Annotated in this window: 15 protein-coding genes and 2 pseudogenes; 13 read left to right on the top strand and 4 right to left on the bottom strand. The window is 66.3% G+C overall.

Annotated elements, in window-relative coordinates:
- Positions 1–2 precede the first annotated feature (2 nt).
- A complete protein-coding gene (locus tag ABZ552_RS22295; protein WP_281918390.1) occupies positions 3–854 on the top strand; it encodes a TetR family transcriptional regulator in 852 nt (283 codons plus the stop codon).
- 472 nt (positions 855–1,326) lie between these two features.
- Positions 1,327–1,734, top strand: a pseudogene (locus ABZ552_RS22300) (VOC family protein); the annotation flags it as partial.
- Between the two features lie 8 nt (positions 1,735–1,742).
- On the opposite strand, the gene ABZ552_RS22305 reads toward ABZ552_RS22300, so the two are convergent.
- The 3 genes from ABZ552_RS22305 to ABZ552_RS22315 all read right to left on the bottom strand — a co-directional run bounded on the left by ABZ552_RS22305 (position 1,743) and on the right by ABZ552_RS22315 (position 4,553).
- Entirely contained in the window at positions 1,743–2,120 is a 378-nt protein-coding gene (locus tag ABZ552_RS22305; RefSeq protein ID WP_281918391.1) for a nuclear transport factor 2 family protein, read from the bottom strand.
- 454 nt (positions 2,121–2,574) lie between these two features.
- On the bottom strand, positions 2,575–3,474 hold the full coding sequence (locus tag ABZ552_RS22310; RefSeq protein WP_281918392.1) for a helix-turn-helix domain-containing protein: 900 nt from the start codon (positions 3,472–3,474) through the stop codon (positions 2,575–2,577).
- Between the two features lie 56 nt (positions 3,475–3,530).
- The gene (locus ABZ552_RS22315) at positions 3,531–4,553 is read right to left on the bottom strand and encodes a zinc-binding dehydrogenase (protein WP_357439479.1); all 1,023 of its coding nucleotides are present in this window, start codon (positions 4,551–4,553) and stop codon (positions 3,531–3,533) included.
- Between the two features lie 134 nt (positions 4,554–4,687).
- Between ABZ552_RS22315 and ABZ552_RS22320 the strand changes: the two genes are divergently transcribed.
- The 8 genes and pseudogenes from ABZ552_RS22320 (at position 4,688) to ABZ552_RS22355 (ending at position 14,263) form a co-directional block, all read left to right on the top strand.
- Entirely contained in the window at positions 4,688–5,959 is a 1,272-nt protein-coding gene (locus ABZ552_RS22320; RefSeq protein ID WP_357439481.1) for a sulfotransferase, read from the top strand.
- Between the two features lie 57 nt (positions 5,960–6,016).
- Entirely contained in the window at positions 6,017–7,255 is a 1,239-nt protein-coding gene (locus ABZ552_RS22325) for an alkyl sulfatase dimerization domain-containing protein (RefSeq protein ID WP_357439559.1), read from the top strand.
- Positions 7,252–7,995 carry an SDR family oxidoreductase gene (locus ABZ552_RS22330; RefSeq protein WP_357439484.1) on the top strand — a complete coding sequence of 248 codons (744 nt, stop codon included), beginning with the start codon at positions 7,252–7,254 and terminating at the stop codon, positions 7,993–7,995. Before ABZ552_RS22325 ends, ABZ552_RS22330 begins: the two co-directional genes overlap by 4 nt.
- Positions 7,996–8,050: 55 nt before the next feature.
- Entirely contained in the window at positions 8,051–8,980 is a 930-nt protein-coding gene (cysD, locus tag ABZ552_RS22335) for a sulfate adenylyltransferase subunit CysD (RefSeq protein ID WP_281880257.1), read from the top strand.
- Positions 8,980–10,902 carry a sulfate adenylyltransferase subunit CysN gene (cysN, locus tag ABZ552_RS22340; protein ID WP_357439487.1) on the top strand — a complete coding sequence of 641 codons (1,923 nt, stop codon included), beginning with the start codon at positions 8,980–8,982 and terminating at the stop codon, positions 10,900–10,902. Before cysD ends, cysN begins: the two co-directional genes overlap by 1 nt.
- Positions 10,903–10,908: 6 nt before the next feature.
- A complete protein-coding gene (locus ABZ552_RS22345; protein ID WP_281880260.1) occupies positions 10,909–11,634 on the top strand; it encodes a 3'(2'),5'-bisphosphate nucleotidase CysQ in 726 nt (241 codons plus the stop codon).
- A 303-nt stretch (positions 11,635–11,937) separates the two neighbouring features.
- Positions 11,938–13,410 carry an FAD-dependent oxidoreductase gene (locus ABZ552_RS22350; RefSeq protein WP_281918398.1) on the top strand — a complete coding sequence of 491 codons (1,473 nt, stop codon included), beginning with the start codon at positions 11,938–11,940 and terminating at the stop codon, positions 13,408–13,410.
- 62 nt (positions 13,411–13,472) lie between these two features.
- Positions 13,473–14,263 (top strand): annotated as a pseudogene (locus ABZ552_RS22355) (SDR family oxidoreductase).
- Positions 14,264–14,411: 148 nt separating this feature from the next.
- Here ABZ552_RS22355 and ABZ552_RS22360 read toward each other — a convergent pair.
- Positions 14,412–14,852 (bottom strand): nuclear transport factor 2 family protein, encoded by a 441-nt coding sequence (locus ABZ552_RS22360; RefSeq protein ID WP_357439491.1) that lies wholly within the window; start codon positions 14,850–14,852, stop codon positions 14,412–14,414.
- A gap of 294 nt (positions 14,853–15,146) precedes the next feature.
- Between ABZ552_RS22360 and ABZ552_RS22365 the strand changes: the two genes are divergently transcribed.
- The 3 genes from ABZ552_RS22365 (at position 15,147) to ABZ552_RS22375 (ending at position 18,292) form a co-directional block, all read left to right on the top strand.
- A complete protein-coding gene (locus ABZ552_RS22365) occupies positions 15,147–16,094 on the top strand; it encodes an SMP-30/gluconolactonase/LRE family protein (RefSeq protein WP_281880265.1) in 948 nt (315 codons plus the stop codon).
- A 36-nt stretch (positions 16,095–16,130) separates the two neighbouring features.
- A complete protein-coding gene (locus ABZ552_RS22370; RefSeq protein WP_281918400.1) occupies positions 16,131–17,036 on the top strand; it encodes an SDR family NAD(P)-dependent oxidoreductase in 906 nt (301 codons plus the stop codon).
- Positions 17,037–17,317: 281 nt separating this feature from the next.
- Complete coding sequence (locus ABZ552_RS22375; protein ID WP_281918401.1) at positions 17,318–18,292, top strand: cytochrome P450; 975 nt, start codon at positions 17,318–17,320, stop codon at positions 18,290–18,292.
- Positions 18,293–18,298: the final 6 nt, after the last annotated feature.

Below are 18,298 nucleotides of genomic sequence, written 5' to 3' on the forward strand. Positions count from 1 at the left end.
ACATGACCTCGCCCGCCAGCCTGACGACGGCCTCGATCCGGTCTCTCCGCGACCAGGCGTCGATGCCTTCCGGTGCGTCGACTGGCCCGTTCACCGACACGTCGCGTACGCCCGATTTCCGCGGCACCGGATCACAACTGGCCACTTCAAGGCCGCGTCTCGATCGCGCCGGTCGCTGGTCGTGCCTCTGGCTTCCCCCGTTTTCGACAACCAGCAGCGATGGCGGTGCTGCAGCTGCGCTCTACGATGCCGTCATGAGCGAGCCCACCCGTCCGGACGTGGCCCGGCGGCGCCGCAGCATCGCCTCGGCGGCGATCGAGGTGCTCGCCGACCACGGCGTGCGCGGCCTCACCCACCGGGCAGTCGACGCCGCGGCCGGGATGAGCCCCGGCGCGGTCAACTATCACGCGCCCACCCGCGGCAAGCTCATCGCCCTGGCTGTGGAAGAGCTGTTCTCCCGCGACTACGAACTCGTTGTCACCCACTTCACCGATGTGTCGGCCCTCGACCCGACCTCGATCCCGCAACTGGCCGAACTCATGGCCTCCTTGATCGAAGCCATGACCACCGGACCGGCACGTCGGCGGACTCTGGCAAGACACCTCCTACTGGGCGAAGCCCAGTTCCACCCACAACTGCGGGACCTGTTCGATCAGCAACGTCGAGCCTTCGTGCAGTTCACTCAACGGCTGCTCGAAACGCTCGAGGTGCCCGAACCTGCTCCGACCGCCGAGGCCGTTACCGTCGTCGTCGACGGACTGATCCAACGCCAAGTCATGATCGGCGCCGCCCCCTTACCGCCGGCCGAACTGCGTCAAGTCCTCACCCGACTGCTACTGCCCTGGAACCAATGATGCTGATCGTGCCCGATGGTCGCCGTGGCGACGCTGGCAGGTAATCGGCATCAAGTTCTGACGGACAAGCAGTGGCAGTTGCTCGACCTGCTTCTACCGAAATCCGATGGCCACGATCTGGTGCCACCCCTCACGCAGCGAAGCCCGCTATTCGAGTTGGCTCGATAGTCTCGGACTCTCTCAATAGTGCAATCGTGCAATGATATTCGACGTCGGGACATACTCTCCGTGCTTCTGCTGTCGAATGGTCAGGGCGACCAGCCCTGAACGAACGGCCGAACTCGTCATCGCGGGGAGAGCGAAGTACAGCGTCCCGGGGTGCTCGTCGGGCAGGACGTGCACCCGCTCGACCGGCTCGTCTGCCTGGCCCTCGCTGGTCGACCAGAATGGTTGTCGGACAGATGGACAACGTGCTGCGGGGCCGAGTGGACGGACGAGCGAAGCAGTCGTCGAGGAGGTCACAGGAATATGCGCGGGGTCGGTCAATGACCACGATCTGGGGCTGTTCCAGTCCAGGGATCGTGCTGTCCCGGCAGCCGGCACCGTTGGGCTGTATCACGTCGCCTGGGAGGTCGCGACGTTGTCCGAGCTCGCGGCTGTCTGGGAACGTCTCGTGTGTGCGGGTGCCGAGACCGGTGCCTCCGACCACGGCTCGACCAAGGCGCTGTACGGTCACGATCCCGACGGTATCGAGTTCGAGGTGTGCTGGCTGGTTCCGGACGAACACGTCGAGGAGGCGCTGCGGCCGGGCGCCGCTATGACCGCTCCGTTGGATATCGCGGCCGAGATCGCGCGCTACGGTGCCACCACCCCAGGCGGCCCGCGCACCGACGCGACTGTGTGGGAGCGCGTGGCGGCGAGGCTCGCCGCGGGGCGGTGACGCCGCCCTCAGCGGGCTGAGATGACGAAATCGCCGGGGCTCCAGAAGGCGCGCATACTGGTGATTCGCCCGTCGGTGTCGAAGGTCATGACATCGATGGGCTCTACGGTGATCACCTGGTCCGGCGTCGTCGTGGTGACTCGCATGTGGAATGCCGCCCACGTGTCCGAAGCCCGGATTACCAGCAGCTCCGCGCTGTTGTCGACGCTGTCGAGCGGCCCGTAGAAGGCGGCGATGGCATCGCGTCCACGCCGGACTTCCCCGCCTACGGGGTCTTCCACAGTGGCGTCGTCGGCGTAAAGGGCGGCGATGTCCGCCGAGGTGCCGGTGGACAGGCGGGACACGTACTCGCGCACCACCGCGGTGATCTGCTCGACCGATGACATGGAGTCCTTTCCCGGCGGCGCTCTCGCCACCTCGACCTGCTCATGGCAGCAGACCGGCTCCCACGTGTGGGGGATGCGTTCCGCTCGGTGGGAGTGGCCCGGCGAATTTGGTGCGAACGACTGTTCGCAGCTTGGGCGGTGAAGGTACGCATAACGCGCCGGGGCGGCAGGTGGTGCCGCCGTGTAGTCTCCACACCGCCTGGTGGACTGCACCGTTGTCAGCCAGCCTCGCTGCCCCGGCGCTACCCGGGACACCACGGTCCGAGCAGCCCAAGAGCTCCAGGACATGCTCTCCCACGCCGGCTTCACTCAGCTCCGAGTCACGCCCTCGACCGCGACCCGCCCGTTGCGTGTGTGCTCGTCACCAACCGGACCGGCACGACCTCATGACCGCCGACAGCACGCCAGCCCCGGTAGTGCCGAATGCGTGACTGAAGAAGGCCGGGCCCGCCGGTCAGGCGTCGCCGTAGGTGTTCACCAGGTCCTTGATATCGACGGTGGCTGCGAGGATCTCGGAGCCCAGGGCTGTCACCGCCTCGGCGGTCAGTGGTTGCACCACGACTGCGGTGATGGTCAGGGGGATGACGCCGGTGCCGGCGAGGACGGGTGCCGAGATGGTCGCGACGGTGTGGTCGTTGCCGTCGATGAGCTCGTCGTCGAGAAAGTCGACAACGGTCAGATCGGCGACGGCGCCGGCCAGGCGCGCGGTGATGGCGTCGATCTCGCCGCTCAGTGCGTGCAGGGCGGCATAGACGCGGCCGAAGGCATGGCTACGCCGTTCGATGGCGTATCCGCGGTCTCGGACCCGCGCGAGAACCCTGGTCATGCGAGTGACGAAGGCCGGTTCGGTCGGACCCACTCTATCGAGCCAGGCCTGTTGCGCTTCGGGTGTGCTGAAGGCGATGTACTCCCGGCCGAACGGTGCGACCAGCGGCACCGTGAATCCGGCGGTTATCGGGGGGGATGCGGCTGTCGACCCGGCTGTGTCGATGACGACGAGCGCGTCGCCCTGGGGCTGGAACAGCAGCACCTCGCAGCCGATTGTGGCGGCGAGTTCCCCGAGCCGGGCGCGTATGCGGCGGGAGGTGGCGCCGGCCGGGCGTGCGAGGGCGGCGATCGCCGGCCCCCAGCTGTAGTGACCGCTGTCGTGGTCGCGCACGATCCAGTCGTGACCGACGAGCGCGGACAGGATCGCGTGCGCAGTGGCGCGGCTGATACCGAGAGTGCGCTCGATCTCGGCCAGCGAGTAGGACCGCTGCGGTGTGCTGCCCAGCAGTTCCATGATCGCGACGACGCGATCGGTCGGTGGCGACGGGGATTGCCGTTCGGTCCGCTGCGGTGCGTCGGTGGTCATGGCGCGAACTATACGTCGGATATTCGACGCGTCAGAGTGAGCGTCGAGTGCGGCCGTCACTGGTTGATCTCGATCAGAATCTTGCCGCACTCACGGTTCTGTTTCAGGGTGTTCAACGCGTCGTCGATGCTTTCGAGCGGGAAGCGGTGGCTGATGAGCGGGGTGAGGTCCCGTCGCTCGAGCAGGTCGATGGCGTCGCGGAAGCGGGGCGGGTACTCGATGGAGCCGCGGATGGTGAGCTCGCTGGTCAGCACGTGGAGGAAGTTGACCTCTACCGGGGCATAGTGGACCGCGACCACCGAGATACGCGAGCCCCGCCCGGCATTGGCGATGATGTCGCTCAGCACTTTCCCGGCCCCGGACGCTTCGATGAACCCGGTAGTGGCAGCCGTGTCGCCGGACATCGTCGGAGTGGTGCCATGCAGCAGGCGCAGCCGCTTCCACACGTCGTCGGTGGTCGGGTCGATGGTCGCGCTCGCCCCGAGGGCCTCGGCGAGGCGGCGACGCGTGGCCGACGGTTCGATGCCGACGATGCGCTCGATACCGCGGTCGGCGAGCGTGGCGATGGCGGCCAGACCGATGGGGCCGCAGCCGAATACCGCCACCGCGTCGTCGGGCGCCAGATCGGCCTGGTCGACAGCGTGCATGCCCACCGCTACAGGCTCGGCCAGTGCAGCTATCTCGAAGGGCATGTCGTCGGGGACGGGGAACAGCCGATCGCCGGCGGCGGCATCCCGTACGAGCACGGCGTCGGCCAATCCACCTTCGGGTGAGCCGTTCCCGATGCGGCCGATGTCATCTCGGCCGGGGTGCACGACGACGCGCTGCCCCGGCCGCAGGTCGGTCACCTCCGAACCGACGATGGTGATCACACCGGACATCTCATGGCCGAGGGGCATCGGGGCGGGCCCGGGACCGGCGACGCCGCCGAGGCGGATGTAGCCGAGGTCGCTACCGCAGATTCCGCAGGCGCGCAGTTCGACGACCGCGTCCCGCGGTCCACACTCCGGCAGCTCGACACGGTCCAGGCTGACCGCGCCCGGCCCGTGGACGCGGACCTGCTTGATGGTGGAACTCACTGCAACCTCCTGGTCGGGTTCGACGCCGAACTCGGATCCCTTGACGGCCCGGGTCGGTACCTGCCATATTGGCGTCGTACTTTCGAATGCTAAGTCGAATATCCGACGTACGCAAGATGTGAAGGGGCCCCTCGATGGCCGATGCCGCCCGACCGATAGTCCTGGACGACTTGACTACCCCTCGCCTCAGCGAGGTCCAGCGGAAAGTCCTTGCCTACGCCGAAGCCAACCCGGTGAGCCTGGAGATCGACCGAATCGTCGAGGAGGCGGCGGCACAGGCCGGCGCCACCGATCTGGACGACGGTGATGGCTTCGGGCAGCGCCTCTCCGCGTATGTGGACGCAGTGGAGCAGGACGAAGGGTTGACGCAGCTCGGCCGCCGCACCCTGCGTTCGCGCGTGGTGCGATTGCTGCGCAACCGACTGTCGCTGGTGGATCTGCTGAGGCGCTATCCGGAGATCGAGTCGATCCCGATCGAGAAGCCGATCATCGTGGTCGGAATGCCGCGCTCGGGCACCACTCATCTGGTCAACCTGATCGCCGCCGACCCCCGGCGTCGGTCGCTGCCGTACTGGGAGAGTCAGGAGCCGTTGCCGGTGCCCGGTCAGGGGCCCGGCCTCGACGGCCTCGACGTGCGCTACCGCCAGGCCAAGGACCAGCACGACGCGCTGCAAGCCAGTTCGCCGGTGCTCGCGGCGATGCACGATCGCTACCCCGAAGCGATCGAGGAGGAGGTGGAGCTGCTCGACCTCGATTGCGCGAGCTACGTTCTGGAGTGGTACGCCCGGGTGCCGGCTTGGCGGGATTTCTATCTCGGGCTGGACCAGCACAGACACTACGCGTACATGCGAAACGTTCTGCAGGCGTTGACGTTCCTGCGAGGCCCGCGCACATGGGTGCTGAAGTCACCGCAGCACAGTGAGCAGCTCGGTCCGCTGATGCAGACCTTCCCCGACGCCACCGTCGCCTTCACCCACCGGGATCCGGTCGCGGTGATCCAGTCCACGATCACCATGATGGCTTACCCGGATCGGCTGCGCCGTCGCAGCATCGAACCGGCGTGGTTGCTCGAGTATTGGACCGACCGGGTGCATCGGCTGCTCGGCGCCAGCGTGCGCGACCGCGATCTCGTGCCCGCCGACCGGCGCATCGATATCGGCTTCCACCATCTGAACGGCAACGAGATCCCGCTGCTCGAGCAGCTGTACGACCGTGCCGGAGTGGAACTGACCAGCGAGGTCCGCGAACGTTTCCAGGGCTACCTCGACAACAACCCTCGCGGCAAGCACGGGCGCATCCGATACGACCTGCCCGGGCACTTCGGCGTCACCGCCGAGGAATTGCGTACGCGCTTCGACTACTACTTCGACGCTTTCGATGTGCGCGTCGAAGGCGCGAGTTCATAGCAGCAGTGATCCGAATATTTCTGAAAGGACAATGGCGTGAGTAGCGAACTCGAAACATTGCCGCCGATTCACCTCAGCCGCCCGGGCGCCGACCAGATGGCCGCCGCCACCGCGGAACAGGCAACCGAAGTGGCGCCAGGGATCTGGTGCTCACCGGGACTGAGTAATGCCTACCTACTGACCACCGACAGCGGCCGCGTGGTGGTCAACACCGGCATGGGCTTCGAATCCCCTGTGCACCGTGCCAATTTCGATGCGGTGGACGACTCGCCGATTCGTTACGTAGTGCTGACACAGGGCCACTACGACCACGTCGGTGGCCTCGATCAACTGCGAGATCCCGACACCCTTGTCGTGGCCCAGGCCGATTGGCGGCGCTGGCGCGACGACAACCAGCGCCTCGCCGCCTACCGGGCGAGCAGGAGCTCGTTCGCCTTCACCGAAAAGGTCATGGCCGGCAGAATCGCGACCCAGAACCGTTTCGGCCATGTGCCCGATCAGAGCACCCCGAACGTCGACATCGAGGTGAACGACAATCTGACGCTGACCGTGGGCGGCCGTACGCTCGAGCTTCTGGCCACACCCGGGGGCGAGACCACCGATTCCCTGGTCCTGTGGCTGCCGGACGAGCGGATCTGCTTGTCTGGCAATACCTTCGGCGCACTGTTCGGGCACATTCCGAACCTGGTCACCATGCGGGGCGACCGTTACCGCGACGCACTCGCAGTGATCGATTCCATCGACCGTGTCCGCGACCTCGACGCCGAAGTCCTTCTGACGGGACACTTCGAGCCCCTCGTCGGCGCGGAGCGGATCCGGGCGGAACTCACCCGACTGCGTGACGCTGTCGAATACCTGCACGACGCGGTCGTCGCGGGAATGAACGCGGGCAAAGACGTCTACACCCTGATGCGCGAGATCACCCTTCCACCTGCCTTGGCGGTAGGGGAGGGCTACGGCAAGGTGCCCTGGAACGTGCGCGCGATCTGGGAGAACTACTCGGGGTGGTTCCACCACCGTTCGACAACCGAACTCTACGATGTCGCACCCGCCGAAGTCGCCGCCGACCTCGTGGAGCTGGCAGGGGCCGACGCCCTGATCGATCGGGCGGCCGCCCACCTGGAAGCCGGTCGGCCGATCCACGCACTCCACCTCGTCGAAGCGATCGTTCAGGTGCAACCCGAGCACCAAGCGGCTAAGGATCTGCTGGTCCGGGCGCACCGAAAGCTGCTGGAGGACAGCACGAACTTCTGGGAATCGGCCTGGCTCACCAAGCAGATCGGAATCCACTCGTGACCAACGAAATCCGTTTCGACTTCACCGGAACCAAGGTTCTGGTCACCGGTGGGACCAGTGGTATCGGACACGCGACCGCGCTGCTGTTCCGCGACGCGGGCGCGGATGTCATCGTGACCGGAACCCGGTCGGATGCGGCGCAGTACGACGCCGACCTGACGGGTTTGGACTACCGGCGATTGGTTCTCACCGACGAGGAGTCGATCGACGAGCTGGTCGCCGGTATCTCGACCCTCGATGTTCTGATCAACAACGCCGGGGCCAACTTCCCCGGCGGCCTCGACGAGAGGTCGCCCGAAGGTTTCGAACGCTCGGTGGCACTGAACTTGGTCGGCCCGTACCGGGTGACACTGACGCTTCGGGAGAAGCTGGCCGCGTCCACCACGGCGGGTGGCGGCTGCGTGATCAATCTGGCTTCGATGGCCGCGCTGCGCGCCGTGCCGATCGTGCCGGGGTATGGGGCGGCCAAGGCGGGCGTTATCAGCCTCACCCGCAACCTCGCCGTTGCCTGGGCGGGTGAGGGGATACGGGTCAACGCTGTCGCGCCGGGAACGATTCGGACCCCGATGACGGCGCCGATGCGCCCCGAGACCGCCGCCGCGGAACTCGCGCACATACCTGTCGGGCGTTTCGGCGCTGTCGACGAGATCGCCCCCACTATCGCGTTCCTGTGCACAGCGCAGAGCTCGTACACCAGCGGTGCGGTCTTCGTCGTCGACGGCGCGTCCGACTGCGTCTGACGATCCGGCCTGCGACCTCGGAGCGTCGCATTCAATCGAAATCACTGGAGTCACCATGACGACCCTGGTCCACGACGAGCCCGCAACGGGTCTCACCCACCTGCAGCGGCTGGAAGCCGACAGCATCCAGATCATCCGTGAGGCAGTCGCCGAGAGCGAGCGTCCTGTGATGCTGTACTCGATAGGCAAGGACAGTTCGGTCCTGCTGCATCTGGCGCGCAAGGCGTTCCGGCCTTCGCGATTGCCCTTCCCGCTCCTGCACGTCGATACCACCTGGAAATTCCAGGCTATGTACGCCTTCCGCGACGCGGTTGCCGCCGAACCCGATCTCGATCTGATCGTGCACCGCAATCCCGACTGTGTCGCCCAGGGCATCAACCCCTTCGACCACGGGTCGGCTCTGCACACCCAGATGTGGAAGACCGAAGGGCTCAAACAGGCCCTGGACGAGTACGGCTTCGATCTCGCCTTCGGCGGAGCGCGTCGCGACGAGGAGAAGTCCCGGGCCAAGGAACGGGTGTTCTCCATTCGCTCCGAAATGCACCGTTGGGACCCGAAACGGCAGCGCCCCGAGCTGTGGCGGCTCTACAACGCGAGCAAACGCCCAGGCGAGAGCGTGCGCGTCTTCCCGCTGTCGGACTGGACCGAACTCGACATCTGGCAGTACATCCACCGTGAGCAAATTCCGCTCGTCCCTTTGTATTTCGCGGCGCCCCGGCCGGTGGTGGAGCGTGACGGGACGCTGATCATGGTCGACGACGATCGGATGCGGCTGCAGCCAGGGGAACAACCGCAGCAACGCATGGTGCGCTTCCGGACCCTGGGTTGCTACCCACTCAGCGGCGCGATTCCCAGCACCGCGACCACTCTTCCCGCCATTGTGCAGGAAATGTTGCTGACCACCAGCTCAGAGCGGCAAGGCCGGATGATCGACCACGACGGTTCGGCGTCGATGGAGAAGAAGAAGCAAGAGGGTTACTTCTGATGGCGCACACCACCGACGACCTCGTCTCGACCGACATCGAAGAGTATCTGCGCCGCCACGAGCGCAAGTCGCTGTTGCGGTTTCTCACCTGTGGCAGCGTCGATGACGGCAAATCGACGCTGATCGGCCGACTGCTCTACGACAGCAAACTCGTCTTCTCCGATCACCTCGCCCAGTTGGAGCAAGACTCCCGAACAGTCGGAACCCAGAACGGCGAACTGGATTTCGCGCTACTGGTGGACGGATTGGCCGCCGAGCGCGAACAGGGCATCACCATCGATGTGGCCTACCGCTTCTTCTCCACCCAGAAGCGGAAGTTCATCGTCGCCGACACTCCCGGACACGAGCAGTACACCCGCAACATGGTCACCGGCGCCTCGACCGCCGACGCCGCGGTGATCCTCGTCGATGCCCGCAAGGGGCTCCTGACGCAGACCCGTCGACACAGCTTCCTGGTTTCGCTGCTCGGCATCCGCCACATCGTGCTCGCGGTGAACAAACTCGATTTGGTCGGCTACTCGCAACAACGGTTCGACGAGATCGAGGCCGACTATCGCCAGTTCGCCGCCGGCATCGGCCTCACCGAAATCACCTGCATTCCGATCTCGGCGCTGCGGGGAGACAACATCACCGAGACCAGCGCCGATACACCCCGGTATACCGGGCCCACGCTCGTGGGCCACCTCGAATCGCTTCCGGTCGACGATGGCGTCAGCAGCGGGCCGTTCAGGCTGCCGGTGCAGTGGGTCAACCGGCCCGACCTCGACTTCCGCGGCTACAGCGGCCAGATCGTCGGCGGCGCCGTCCGTCCCGGCGACCGCATTCGGGTCCTGCCTTCCGGACGCGACACCACGATCGCCCGGGTGGTCACCGCGGAGGGTGACCTCGACCTCGCCGTGGCCGGCCAGTCCGTCACAGTCGTACTCGCCGACGAGATCGATGTCAGCCGCGGGGACGTCCTGGCAGACGCGAGCGCGCCCCCCGAGGTCGCCGATCAGTTCGAAGCGCATCTGGTGTGGATGAGCGAGCGCCCGATGCTTCCCGGCCGCACCTACGAGATGAAGCTGGCCACCAGCGGCGCCGTTGCCCAGGTGGCCCGGCCGAAATACACGATCAACGTCAATACCCTCGAGCACACCGCCGCTCGCGCCCTGAGACTCAACGAGATCGGGGTCTGCGATCTGCATCTGGATCGGCGAATCCCCTTCGACCCGTACGCCGCGAACCGGGACATGGGTGGATTCATTCTCATCGACCGGCTCACCCGCGATACCGTGGCAGCGGGGATGCTGAAGTTCGCGTTGCGCCGGGCCGGCAATATTCATTGGCAGCACGTCGACATCGATAAGCAGGTGCGAGCGCAGGCCAAAGGACAGCAACCCGCGGTCGTGTGGTTCACCGGATTGTCCGGCGCGGGTAAGTCGACCATCGCGAATCTCGTCGAGAAGCGCCTGCACGAGCAGGGATTCCACACCTACCTGCTCGACGGAGACAACGTCCGGCACGGTCTCAACGCGGATTTGGGATTCACCGACGCCGACCGGGTCGAGAACATCCGCCGGGTGGTCGAGGTCGCCAGGTTGTTCGCCGACGCCGGACTCATCGTCCTGACCTCGTTCATCGCCCCGTTCCGCGCCGAGCGCGATCTCGCACGCGAACGCATCGGCGCAGAGGACTTCTTCGAAGTACACGTCGACGCTCCACTCGAGGTCGTCGAGTCCCGTGACCACAAGGGGCTGTACGCCAAGGCGCGCCGCGGCGAGCTGACCAACTTCACCGGCATCGATTCCCCCTATGAGGTACCGGAATCCCCGGAGCTGCGGCTGGACTCCGGCGGAGCACACACCCCGGAAGCTTTGGCCGAGCAGGTCATCGATCTGTTGCGAACAGCAGGAAAACTCGATCCGGACAGTGCGCGGTAGACGGTGATGGACGACCACGCTGTTGCCGCCGAGGCGGCCGCGCAAGTCGGTCGGCGGTTGTTGGCCATTCGGGAGCAGGGCGGCGCCGCGGGTGACCGGCACGGCAACGAACTGTTGCTCGAACTCCTCCATCGCCTACGCCCCGACGATGCGGTCCTGTCCGAGGAGAGCCCCGACGATCACTCCCGGCTGGACAGACGACGCGTCTGGATCATCGACCCGCTCGACGGCACCCGTGAATACGGGGAACCGCCGCGCACCGATTGGGCAGTGCACGTCGCGCTCGCCGTCGACCATGTTCCGGTGGCCGGGGCTGTCGCTCTGCCGGGAACCGGGCTCGTTCTGCACACCGGTGAACCTCCGGCGCCACCATCGCGGTCCGCGGGTCCCCTGCGTATCGCCATCTCACGTAGCCGCCCGTCCGAGTTGGTGCGACGTGTCGTCACCTCGCTGTCGGCGATGCCCGTGCCGATGGGGTCGGCCGGGGCGAAGGCGATGGCCGTGGTGCAAGGCGTCGCCGATGCCTACCTGCACTCCGGAGGCCAGTACGAGTGGGATTCCTGCGCCCCTGTCGCGGTCGCCGCCGCTGCGGGCCTGCACGTCTCCCGTCTGGACGGCACTACGCTGCGTTACAACCAGGCGGACCCGTACCTGCCCGATCTGCTGATCTGCCGACCCGAGTTGGTCGAGATCATCGTCGGGGCCGTTCGAACCGAACCAGCCCGGCCGTGAATCGTGGCGACGCCACGGGTTGAGGGCCATTCGCGTCGTGCCAGGCGAACGGCGCGGAATCCTCTCACTGAGTGGGAATCTCCGAACGTCGCCGATCCGGCACTGACGATACTGGGCGCGATCGAGTTGACGAGGATGGCTGGACGGCCCTACCTGCTCGTTCCTGTGCGGTGTGTCGGCTCCGGATGAAGCCGCTTTGCCGACCGCTGCGACGCGAATCGGCTCGTCCCGCTCTCGTGCATCACCGCAGCCCTCGATCGATCGGCGGTATTGATCGCCGGTAATACGGAATAGGAGTGATATATGTCGGACGTCGGAAGTGTCCACCCGGAACAGATGGCAGCGGTCGCCGAGTGGGATTACGAAGCCGATGTGGTCGTCGTCGGTTACGGAGTCGCCGGGGTCAGTGCGGCGATCGAGGCAGCCCGTGCGGGTGCTGACGTCCTGGTGCTCGAGCGCACCGGCGGGTGGGGCGGAGCGGCGGCGCTGTCGGGTGGGTTCATCTATCTCGGCGGAGGCACGTCGCTGCAGAAGGCGCTCGGCTTCGAGGACACGCCCGAGAACATGGAGAAATTCATGACGGCCGCCCTCGGGCCCGGCGTCGACGAGGCGAAGATCCACGATTACTGCCAGGGCAGTGTGGAGCACTTCGATTGGCTGGTCGCGCAGGGTGTCCCGTTCAAAGAGGAGTTCTGGGGCGAACCGGGCTGGGAGCCGCCTGCCGACCAGGGGCTGATGTTCTCCGGCGGCGAGAACGCCGCGCCGTACAACACCATCGCCACCCCGGCGCCGCGCGGCCACCTTCCTCAGATGGCGGACAAGCACACCGGTGAGAAGGGGGGCGGCTACATGCTCATGAAGCCGCTCGCCGATATGGCCGAGTCACTGGGTGTGCGCGCCGAGTACGACCTTCGTCTGCAGCGCCTGATCGTCGGTGACGGCGGTTGTGTCGTCGGCGTCGTCGCCAAGCGCTACGGCAGGCTCGTCCATATTCGCGCCCGCCGGGGTGTGGTGCTGGCGACCGGTAGCTTCGCCTACAACCAGCAGATGGTCGAGGCGTACACACCGCTGCTGATCAACCGGCCCGCGGCTGCCATCGAGGAGCACGACGGCATCGGCATCCGGGTCGCCCAAGCGCTCGGTGCTCAGCTGGCCCATATGGATGCCATCGAAGTTGCCATCTTCGCCGATCCGCAGATGATGGCGCGCGGAATCCTGGTCAACGGGCGCGGTCAGCGATACATCCCCGAGGACTCCTATCCCAGTCACATCGGGCAGGCGACGCTGATCCGCCAGAGCAACCAGGCATTCCTGATCATCGATGAGTCCGCGCTGGAGGAGTCGCAGGACACGGTTTCCACGACCGCGGCGATGCGCAGTGAACCGCCCACGTGGGTAGCGGAGTCCGTGGAAGAGCTGGAGTCCGAGATGGGCTTCCCCGCTGGGGTCTTGCAGGCGACCGTGGAGGTCTACAACCGTCATGCCAAGGACGGCGCCGATCCGCTGTTGGGCAAGAAGTCCCAGTGGGTCAAGCCGATCGGGACCCCCCTGGCCGCCTACGACCTGCGCAATCGCACGGGCGGCTTCACCCTCGGCGGTTTGAGGACCGATCTCGACTCGCGGGTTCTGCATGTGTCCGGGGAGCCCATTCCTGGTCTTTTCGCTGCGGGGCGGTGCACTTCCGGTATCGCCGCAGGGGGTTACGTCAGCGGCGCTTCGCTCGGCGACGGCAGCTTCTACGGCCGCCGGGCCGGCCGCGCGGCCGCTGGATCCTGAGGCACAGGGCACTCCGAGACACGCAGCGGGACCAGCACGTAACGACATGGAAAGAGAGGCACATGCGACTCGAGGGAAAGGTCGTCGCTGTCACCGGCGCCGGCAACGGAATCGGGCGGCACACAGCGCTGCGACTACTCGAACGCGGAGCACGCGTCGCACTGATCGACGTGCAGGAGGGTTGGCTGCGGAAACTCGCTCGCTGGCCGGACCGCGGGGCAATCGGGTGTCGCTGCATGCCGCCGATGTCACCGATGTGTCCGTGGTGGACGCGTTGCCCGCCGCGGTCATCGCCGCACATGGGCAGATCGATGCGCTGATCAATGTCGCGGGCATCATTCACCCGTTCGCTCCGGTCACAGACCTCGACCGCAGCCGGATCGAACGGGTCATGCAGGTCAATTTCTGGGGCACGGTCAACATGTGCCTGGCATTCTTGCCCGAACTGCGGCAACGGCCGCAAGCCGGGCTGGTCAACATCTCGAGCCTGTCGGCGCTGGTTCCCTTTGCCGGTCAGACCTTCTACAGCGCTACCAAGGGAGCTGTCAAACAGTTCAGCGAAGGTCTGTACCAGGAACTCTTGGACACGAATGTCGCTGTCACCACAGTTTTTCCCGGCAATATCAGCACCGCCCTGACCGGTAACTCCGGAGTCGAGATGATCGACACCGGTGGTCGCAAGGTTCCGGTCACGACACCTGAGCGAACCGCGGAGTCGATCGTCGCGGGCCTGGAGAAGGGCAGCTTCCGCGTACTCGTCGGCCGGGATGCCAGCCTGCTGGATCGGCTTGTGCGGCTCGCACCTCGGCGCGCGGCGGACGTTGTCGCCAAACAGATGAAAAGCGTGCTCTGACCATCCCGGTCGACTGACCTCGCATCGTCCACTGTGCTTGGGCGCGTGAATGGGGTGGGGTCCTGGCTCGGATGAGCGGTAGCGAGCGCGAAGGCTCGCACAACTGGCACGAGATAGTTGTGGGCGTATCCTCTCACCGGTCGTGTGCTCATGCGTTCTGCGGCGCTCCGAGTACGGTGATATCGCCGAGTTCGATTCGGACGTCGAAGCGGCGGTGGGTGATTCGCCAGCCCTCGGGGGTCCTCCGCAGCCGGTCGTAATAGGTGCCGATGGACTCGTACGGTTGCAGATTCGCGCGCTCACCCGCGCCGATGTGCACTACGCGGATGTAGCAACTGGACTGCGCCTTGTCGCCTTCCACGGTGATGCGGTGGTTGCCCAGCAGGTGTTGCGAGGGGCCGCACGGGTCGAGATAGCCGGAGATGATCCGGATGAGTTTCGAACGACCTTCGACCTGGAAGCCGCCGTAGTCGCCGGACGCGTCGGGGTGGAAGACCTCGTCCAGCAGCGGCCAGTCACGGGTGTCGAGTGCGTAGCTGTAGCGGTTCAGCACATCGATGATGGCTTGATGGTCGGAATGATCGGGCATGGTGGCAGGTCCTTTCCGTGCGGTGCCGTCCCCCTCGTCGCAGCTCGTTCATGACAGCAGGCCGGGCAGCGCGTGCACACCGCCCGTTCCGCTCGTCGGGAGGAGAACCACCCGGCTCGACGGTGCTCCCGCTGAATGGGAGCGCGGCGCTCGTGGAGTGATGCGGGCCCTATCGTCCTGACATGCCAAGTCCTTGTGACCCAGTTCACGCGTGAGTTCCAGCCCGCGCGTACCGGTTTTCGCCGTCAGCGGAGCCGGCGACATCGGTCACCGTTTCCCCGGAAGGCCCAGATAATGACCAATCCCGTCGACACCGTCGCTGCCGCCGTCAACGCCGCCGGCGCCACGACCTTCGAGGCCCGCAGGGTTTCGAGCGGATACTCGTGGCCGGAGTGCCCGCGGTGGCACGAGGGCACCTTCTGGTTTTCGGACATGTACACCGGAACCCTCAAGACGCTCGACGCCGACGGCAACGCCACCGTCGTTGTCGACGCGACCGGCCGCGCCGCGGACACCGACGTCCCGATCGTGCTCGGTGGGTTCGGCTGGCTGCCCGACGGCCGCCTGATCGTGGTGTCCATGCACGAGAAGCTGGTGCTGGTGCACGGTGGCGGCGACCCCGGCGACCTGTCGGTGTACGCCGATATCTCGCAGTACTGTTCGGCCGCCGCCAACGACATGGTGGTCGACGCCGACGGCCGCGCCTACATCACCCAGCTCGGCTTCGACCTCTTCAAAGGCGAAGAGCCGAAGCCGTCGCCGCTCGTCGTGGTGGAGCCGGACGGCACTGTCGGCACCCCGGAGAAGGTGGGTCCGCTGCTGTGCGCCAACGGAATCGCGATCAGCGCCGACGGCACCAAGGTCTACACCGCAGAGGTCATGGCCTTGAAGATCACCGTGATCGACCGCGCCGCGGACGGCACCCTCTCCAACCCACGGGAATTCGCCACCTGCCCGTTCATGCCCGACGGCATCGGTCTCGACGCCGAAGGCGGCGTGTGGGCGGCGTTGCCGGGCGGCGGCTACGTCGCGCGCTTCACCGAGCAGGGCCTCACCGACGCGGTCCCCATGCCGCTGGACAACGGCATCGCCTCGGCGTGCCTGCTCGGCGGCCCGGACCGGAACACGCTCTACATGACGGTCGGCTTCGAGGTCTTCGACTTCGAGAAGTCGGCACGGGAGGCCCTGGGCAGCATCTGGGTCGCCGATGTGGCGCACCGCGGCGGCGACACCCGCCCCTGATCCGACCGACACAGCCAGGAACATGAGGAAAAGACAATGGCAACTCTGGATTTCAGCGATCGCGTCGTGATCGTGACCGGCGCGGGCCGCGGCATCGGCCGGGCGAACGCGCTGCTGCTCGCCTCGCGCGGCGCTGCCGTGGTGGTGGGCGACCTGGGCGCCCGCGCCGACGGTTCCGGTGTAGAGGGTGACGATCCGGCCGCGGCCGTGGTCGACGAGATCACCGCCGCAGGCGGCAAGGCCGTCGCCTGCACCGCCGATGTGTCCACCGAGGAAGGCGCACGCGCCCTGGTCGACGCCGCCGTGTCGTCGTTCGGCGCGCTCAACGCCGTCGTCAACAACGCCGGTATCGTCCGCGCCGCGCCGTTTCGCGAGGTGCCGGACGAGGAGTACCAGCGCCACCTGAACGTGCACTACTTCGGCGCGATGCGGCTGTGCCGTGCGGCCTGGCCGCACCTGCTCGAGGCCGAGGCTCCGCGCGTGGTCAACACCATCTCGCAGGCCATGCTCGGCAACCCGGGGATGTCGCACTACGGCGGCTCCAAGGGCGCGCTGTTCGGCCTGACCCGCAACCTCGCGCTCGAGGGCTTGGAGGCGGGCATCAAGGTCAACGCCATCGCTCCCGGCGCGAGCACCCGGATGCTCGAGGCCGCCGCCGACACGCTGACACCGGAGATCATGGACTACATGCGCACGGCGATGCTGCCCGAGCACATCGCCCCGGTCGTGGCCTACCTGGTCCATCCCGACTGTCAGGTCACCGGCGAGGTGTTCAACGTGGCCGGCGGCATCGTGAACCGGCTGGCCCTGGTCAACACCGTCGGCATCCACGATCCCTCGCTCACCGTCGAGACCGTGGCCGAGCAGTTCGAGCAGATCATGGCGATCACGCCGCAGGCCGTGCCGCAGGTCGTCGCCCCGCCCCAGCTGCCGGTCTCCTGAGTCCCGACGTCACCTTGGAGAGCCATCACATGAGTACAACCGAGACAGCGGCCACCGAATACCCCTTCGGTGCGGTCACTCCGGAGGAAGCGTCCGACCGGTACCACGCCATCGCCGCGGATCGTCCGATGACGAAGATGACGTTGCCGTTCGGCGGAGACGCCTGGATCATCCATCGCAACGCCGCAGCGCGGCAGATGCTGAGCGACCCCCGGTTCGTGCGTGAGCCGTTCCGCACCGGTGAGCGCGTGACCCCGTACTTCGTGGAGTTCCCGGACTTCTTGCGGACCACTCTGCAGTTCGAGGATCCGCCGCATCACACCAAGCTGCGCAAGCTGGTGCAGCGCTCGATCTCGCCGAAGCGGGTGAAGGCCATGCGCGATTCGGCGGTGGAGTTCGCCAATCATCTGATCGACGAGATGGTCGCGAAGGGCGCGCCGACCAACCTGGTGCACGATTACGCGGTGGCGCTGCCGATCCAGATGTTGGCCAACCTGCTCGGTGTGCCGCCGGAGGACAGGCCCAAGTTCCAGAAGTGGAGCTCGTCGACCCTCGCCGTGGCGAACATGCCCGAAGAAGAGGTCGTCGCGAACATGACCGAGCTGGTCGTGTACATGATGGGGCTGATCGAGGAACGACGGAAGAACCCGCGCGAGGATCTGCTCAGCGATCTGGCCAACGCCCGCGACAAGGACGACAGCCTCACCGACGCCGAGATCCTGCCGATCGCGCTGGTGCTCATCATCGGCGGCTTCGACAACACGGCGAACTTCATTTGCGCCGGTGTGTTGTCGCTGCTGCGCAACCGCGATCAGCTCGAGCTCTTTCTGCAGGACCCGGACGGCATTGCGCCGACCGCGGTCGAGGAGATCCTCCGGCACGGACGAATGGCGCTCGGCGAAACTGTCATCGGTTCCGGTGCCCTCGTTCCGTTCGTCGCCACCGAGGACATCGAACTGGACGGTCAGCTGATCGCCCGGGGCGAAGCGGTGCTTGTCGATCCAGCCGGCGCCAATCACGACGGGGTGGCCCTCGAACGTGACGAGGTCTTCGATATCCGCCGCAGCAATAATCCCCACCTGACCCTCAGCTATGGCCTGCACCATTGCCTCGGGGCGCCGCTGGCCCGTATGGAGATGCAGGTCGGCCTTGCCGAGCTGTTCAAGCGCCTGCCGGGGCTGAAGCTCGAGGGGGAGGCCGTCGTCGACATGGACAATCTGACCCAGCCGGTCGTCGATCTGCCGGTCAGCTGGTAGGAGCAG

Origin of the sequence: Nocardia sp. NPDC019219 (assembly GCF_040632645.1) — a bacterium.
Classification (GTDB): domain Bacteria; phylum Actinomycetota; class Actinomycetes; order Mycobacteriales; family Mycobacteriaceae; genus Nocardia; species Nocardia sputorum.

Excerpts from the sequence above, each read along its gene's own strand:
- ABZ552_RS22295 (WP_281918390.1), top strand. The coding sequence starts at position 3 with ATGACCTCGCCCGCCAGCCTGACGACGGCCTCGATCCGGTCTCTCCGC.
- ABZ552_RS22305 (WP_281918391.1), bottom strand. The coding sequence starts at position 2,120 with ATGTCATCGGTCGAGCAGATCACCGCGGTGGTGCGCGAGTACGTGTCC.
- ABZ552_RS22310 (WP_281918392.1), bottom strand. The coding sequence starts at position 3,474 with ATGACCACCGACGCACCGCAGCGGACCGAACGGCAATCCCCGTCGCCA.
- ABZ552_RS22320 (WP_357439481.1), top strand. The coding sequence starts at position 4,688 with ATGGCCGATGCCGCCCGACCGATAGTCCTGGACGACTTGACTACCCCT.
- cysD (WP_281880257.1), top strand. The coding sequence starts at position 8,051 with ATGACGACCCTGGTCCACGACGAGCCCGCAACGGGTCTCACCCACCTG.
- cysN (WP_357439487.1), top strand. The coding sequence starts at position 8,980 with ATGGCGCACACCACCGACGACCTCGTCTCGACCGACATCGAAGAGTAT.
- ABZ552_RS22345 (WP_281880260.1), top strand. The coding sequence starts at position 10,909 with ATGGACGACCACGCTGTTGCCGCCGAGGCGGCCGCGCAAGTCGGTCGG.
- ABZ552_RS22350 (WP_281918398.1), top strand. The coding sequence starts at position 11,938 with ATGTCGGACGTCGGAAGTGTCCACCCGGAACAGATGGCAGCGGTCGCC.
- ABZ552_RS22360 (WP_357439491.1), bottom strand. The coding sequence starts at position 14,852 with ATGCCCGATCATTCCGACCATCAAGCCATCATCGATGTGCTGAACCGC.
- ABZ552_RS22365 (WP_281880265.1), top strand. The coding sequence starts at position 15,147 with ATGACCAATCCCGTCGACACCGTCGCTGCCGCCGTCAACGCCGCCGGC.
- ABZ552_RS22370 (WP_281918400.1), top strand. The coding sequence starts at position 16,131 with ATGGCAACTCTGGATTTCAGCGATCGCGTCGTGATCGTGACCGGCGCG.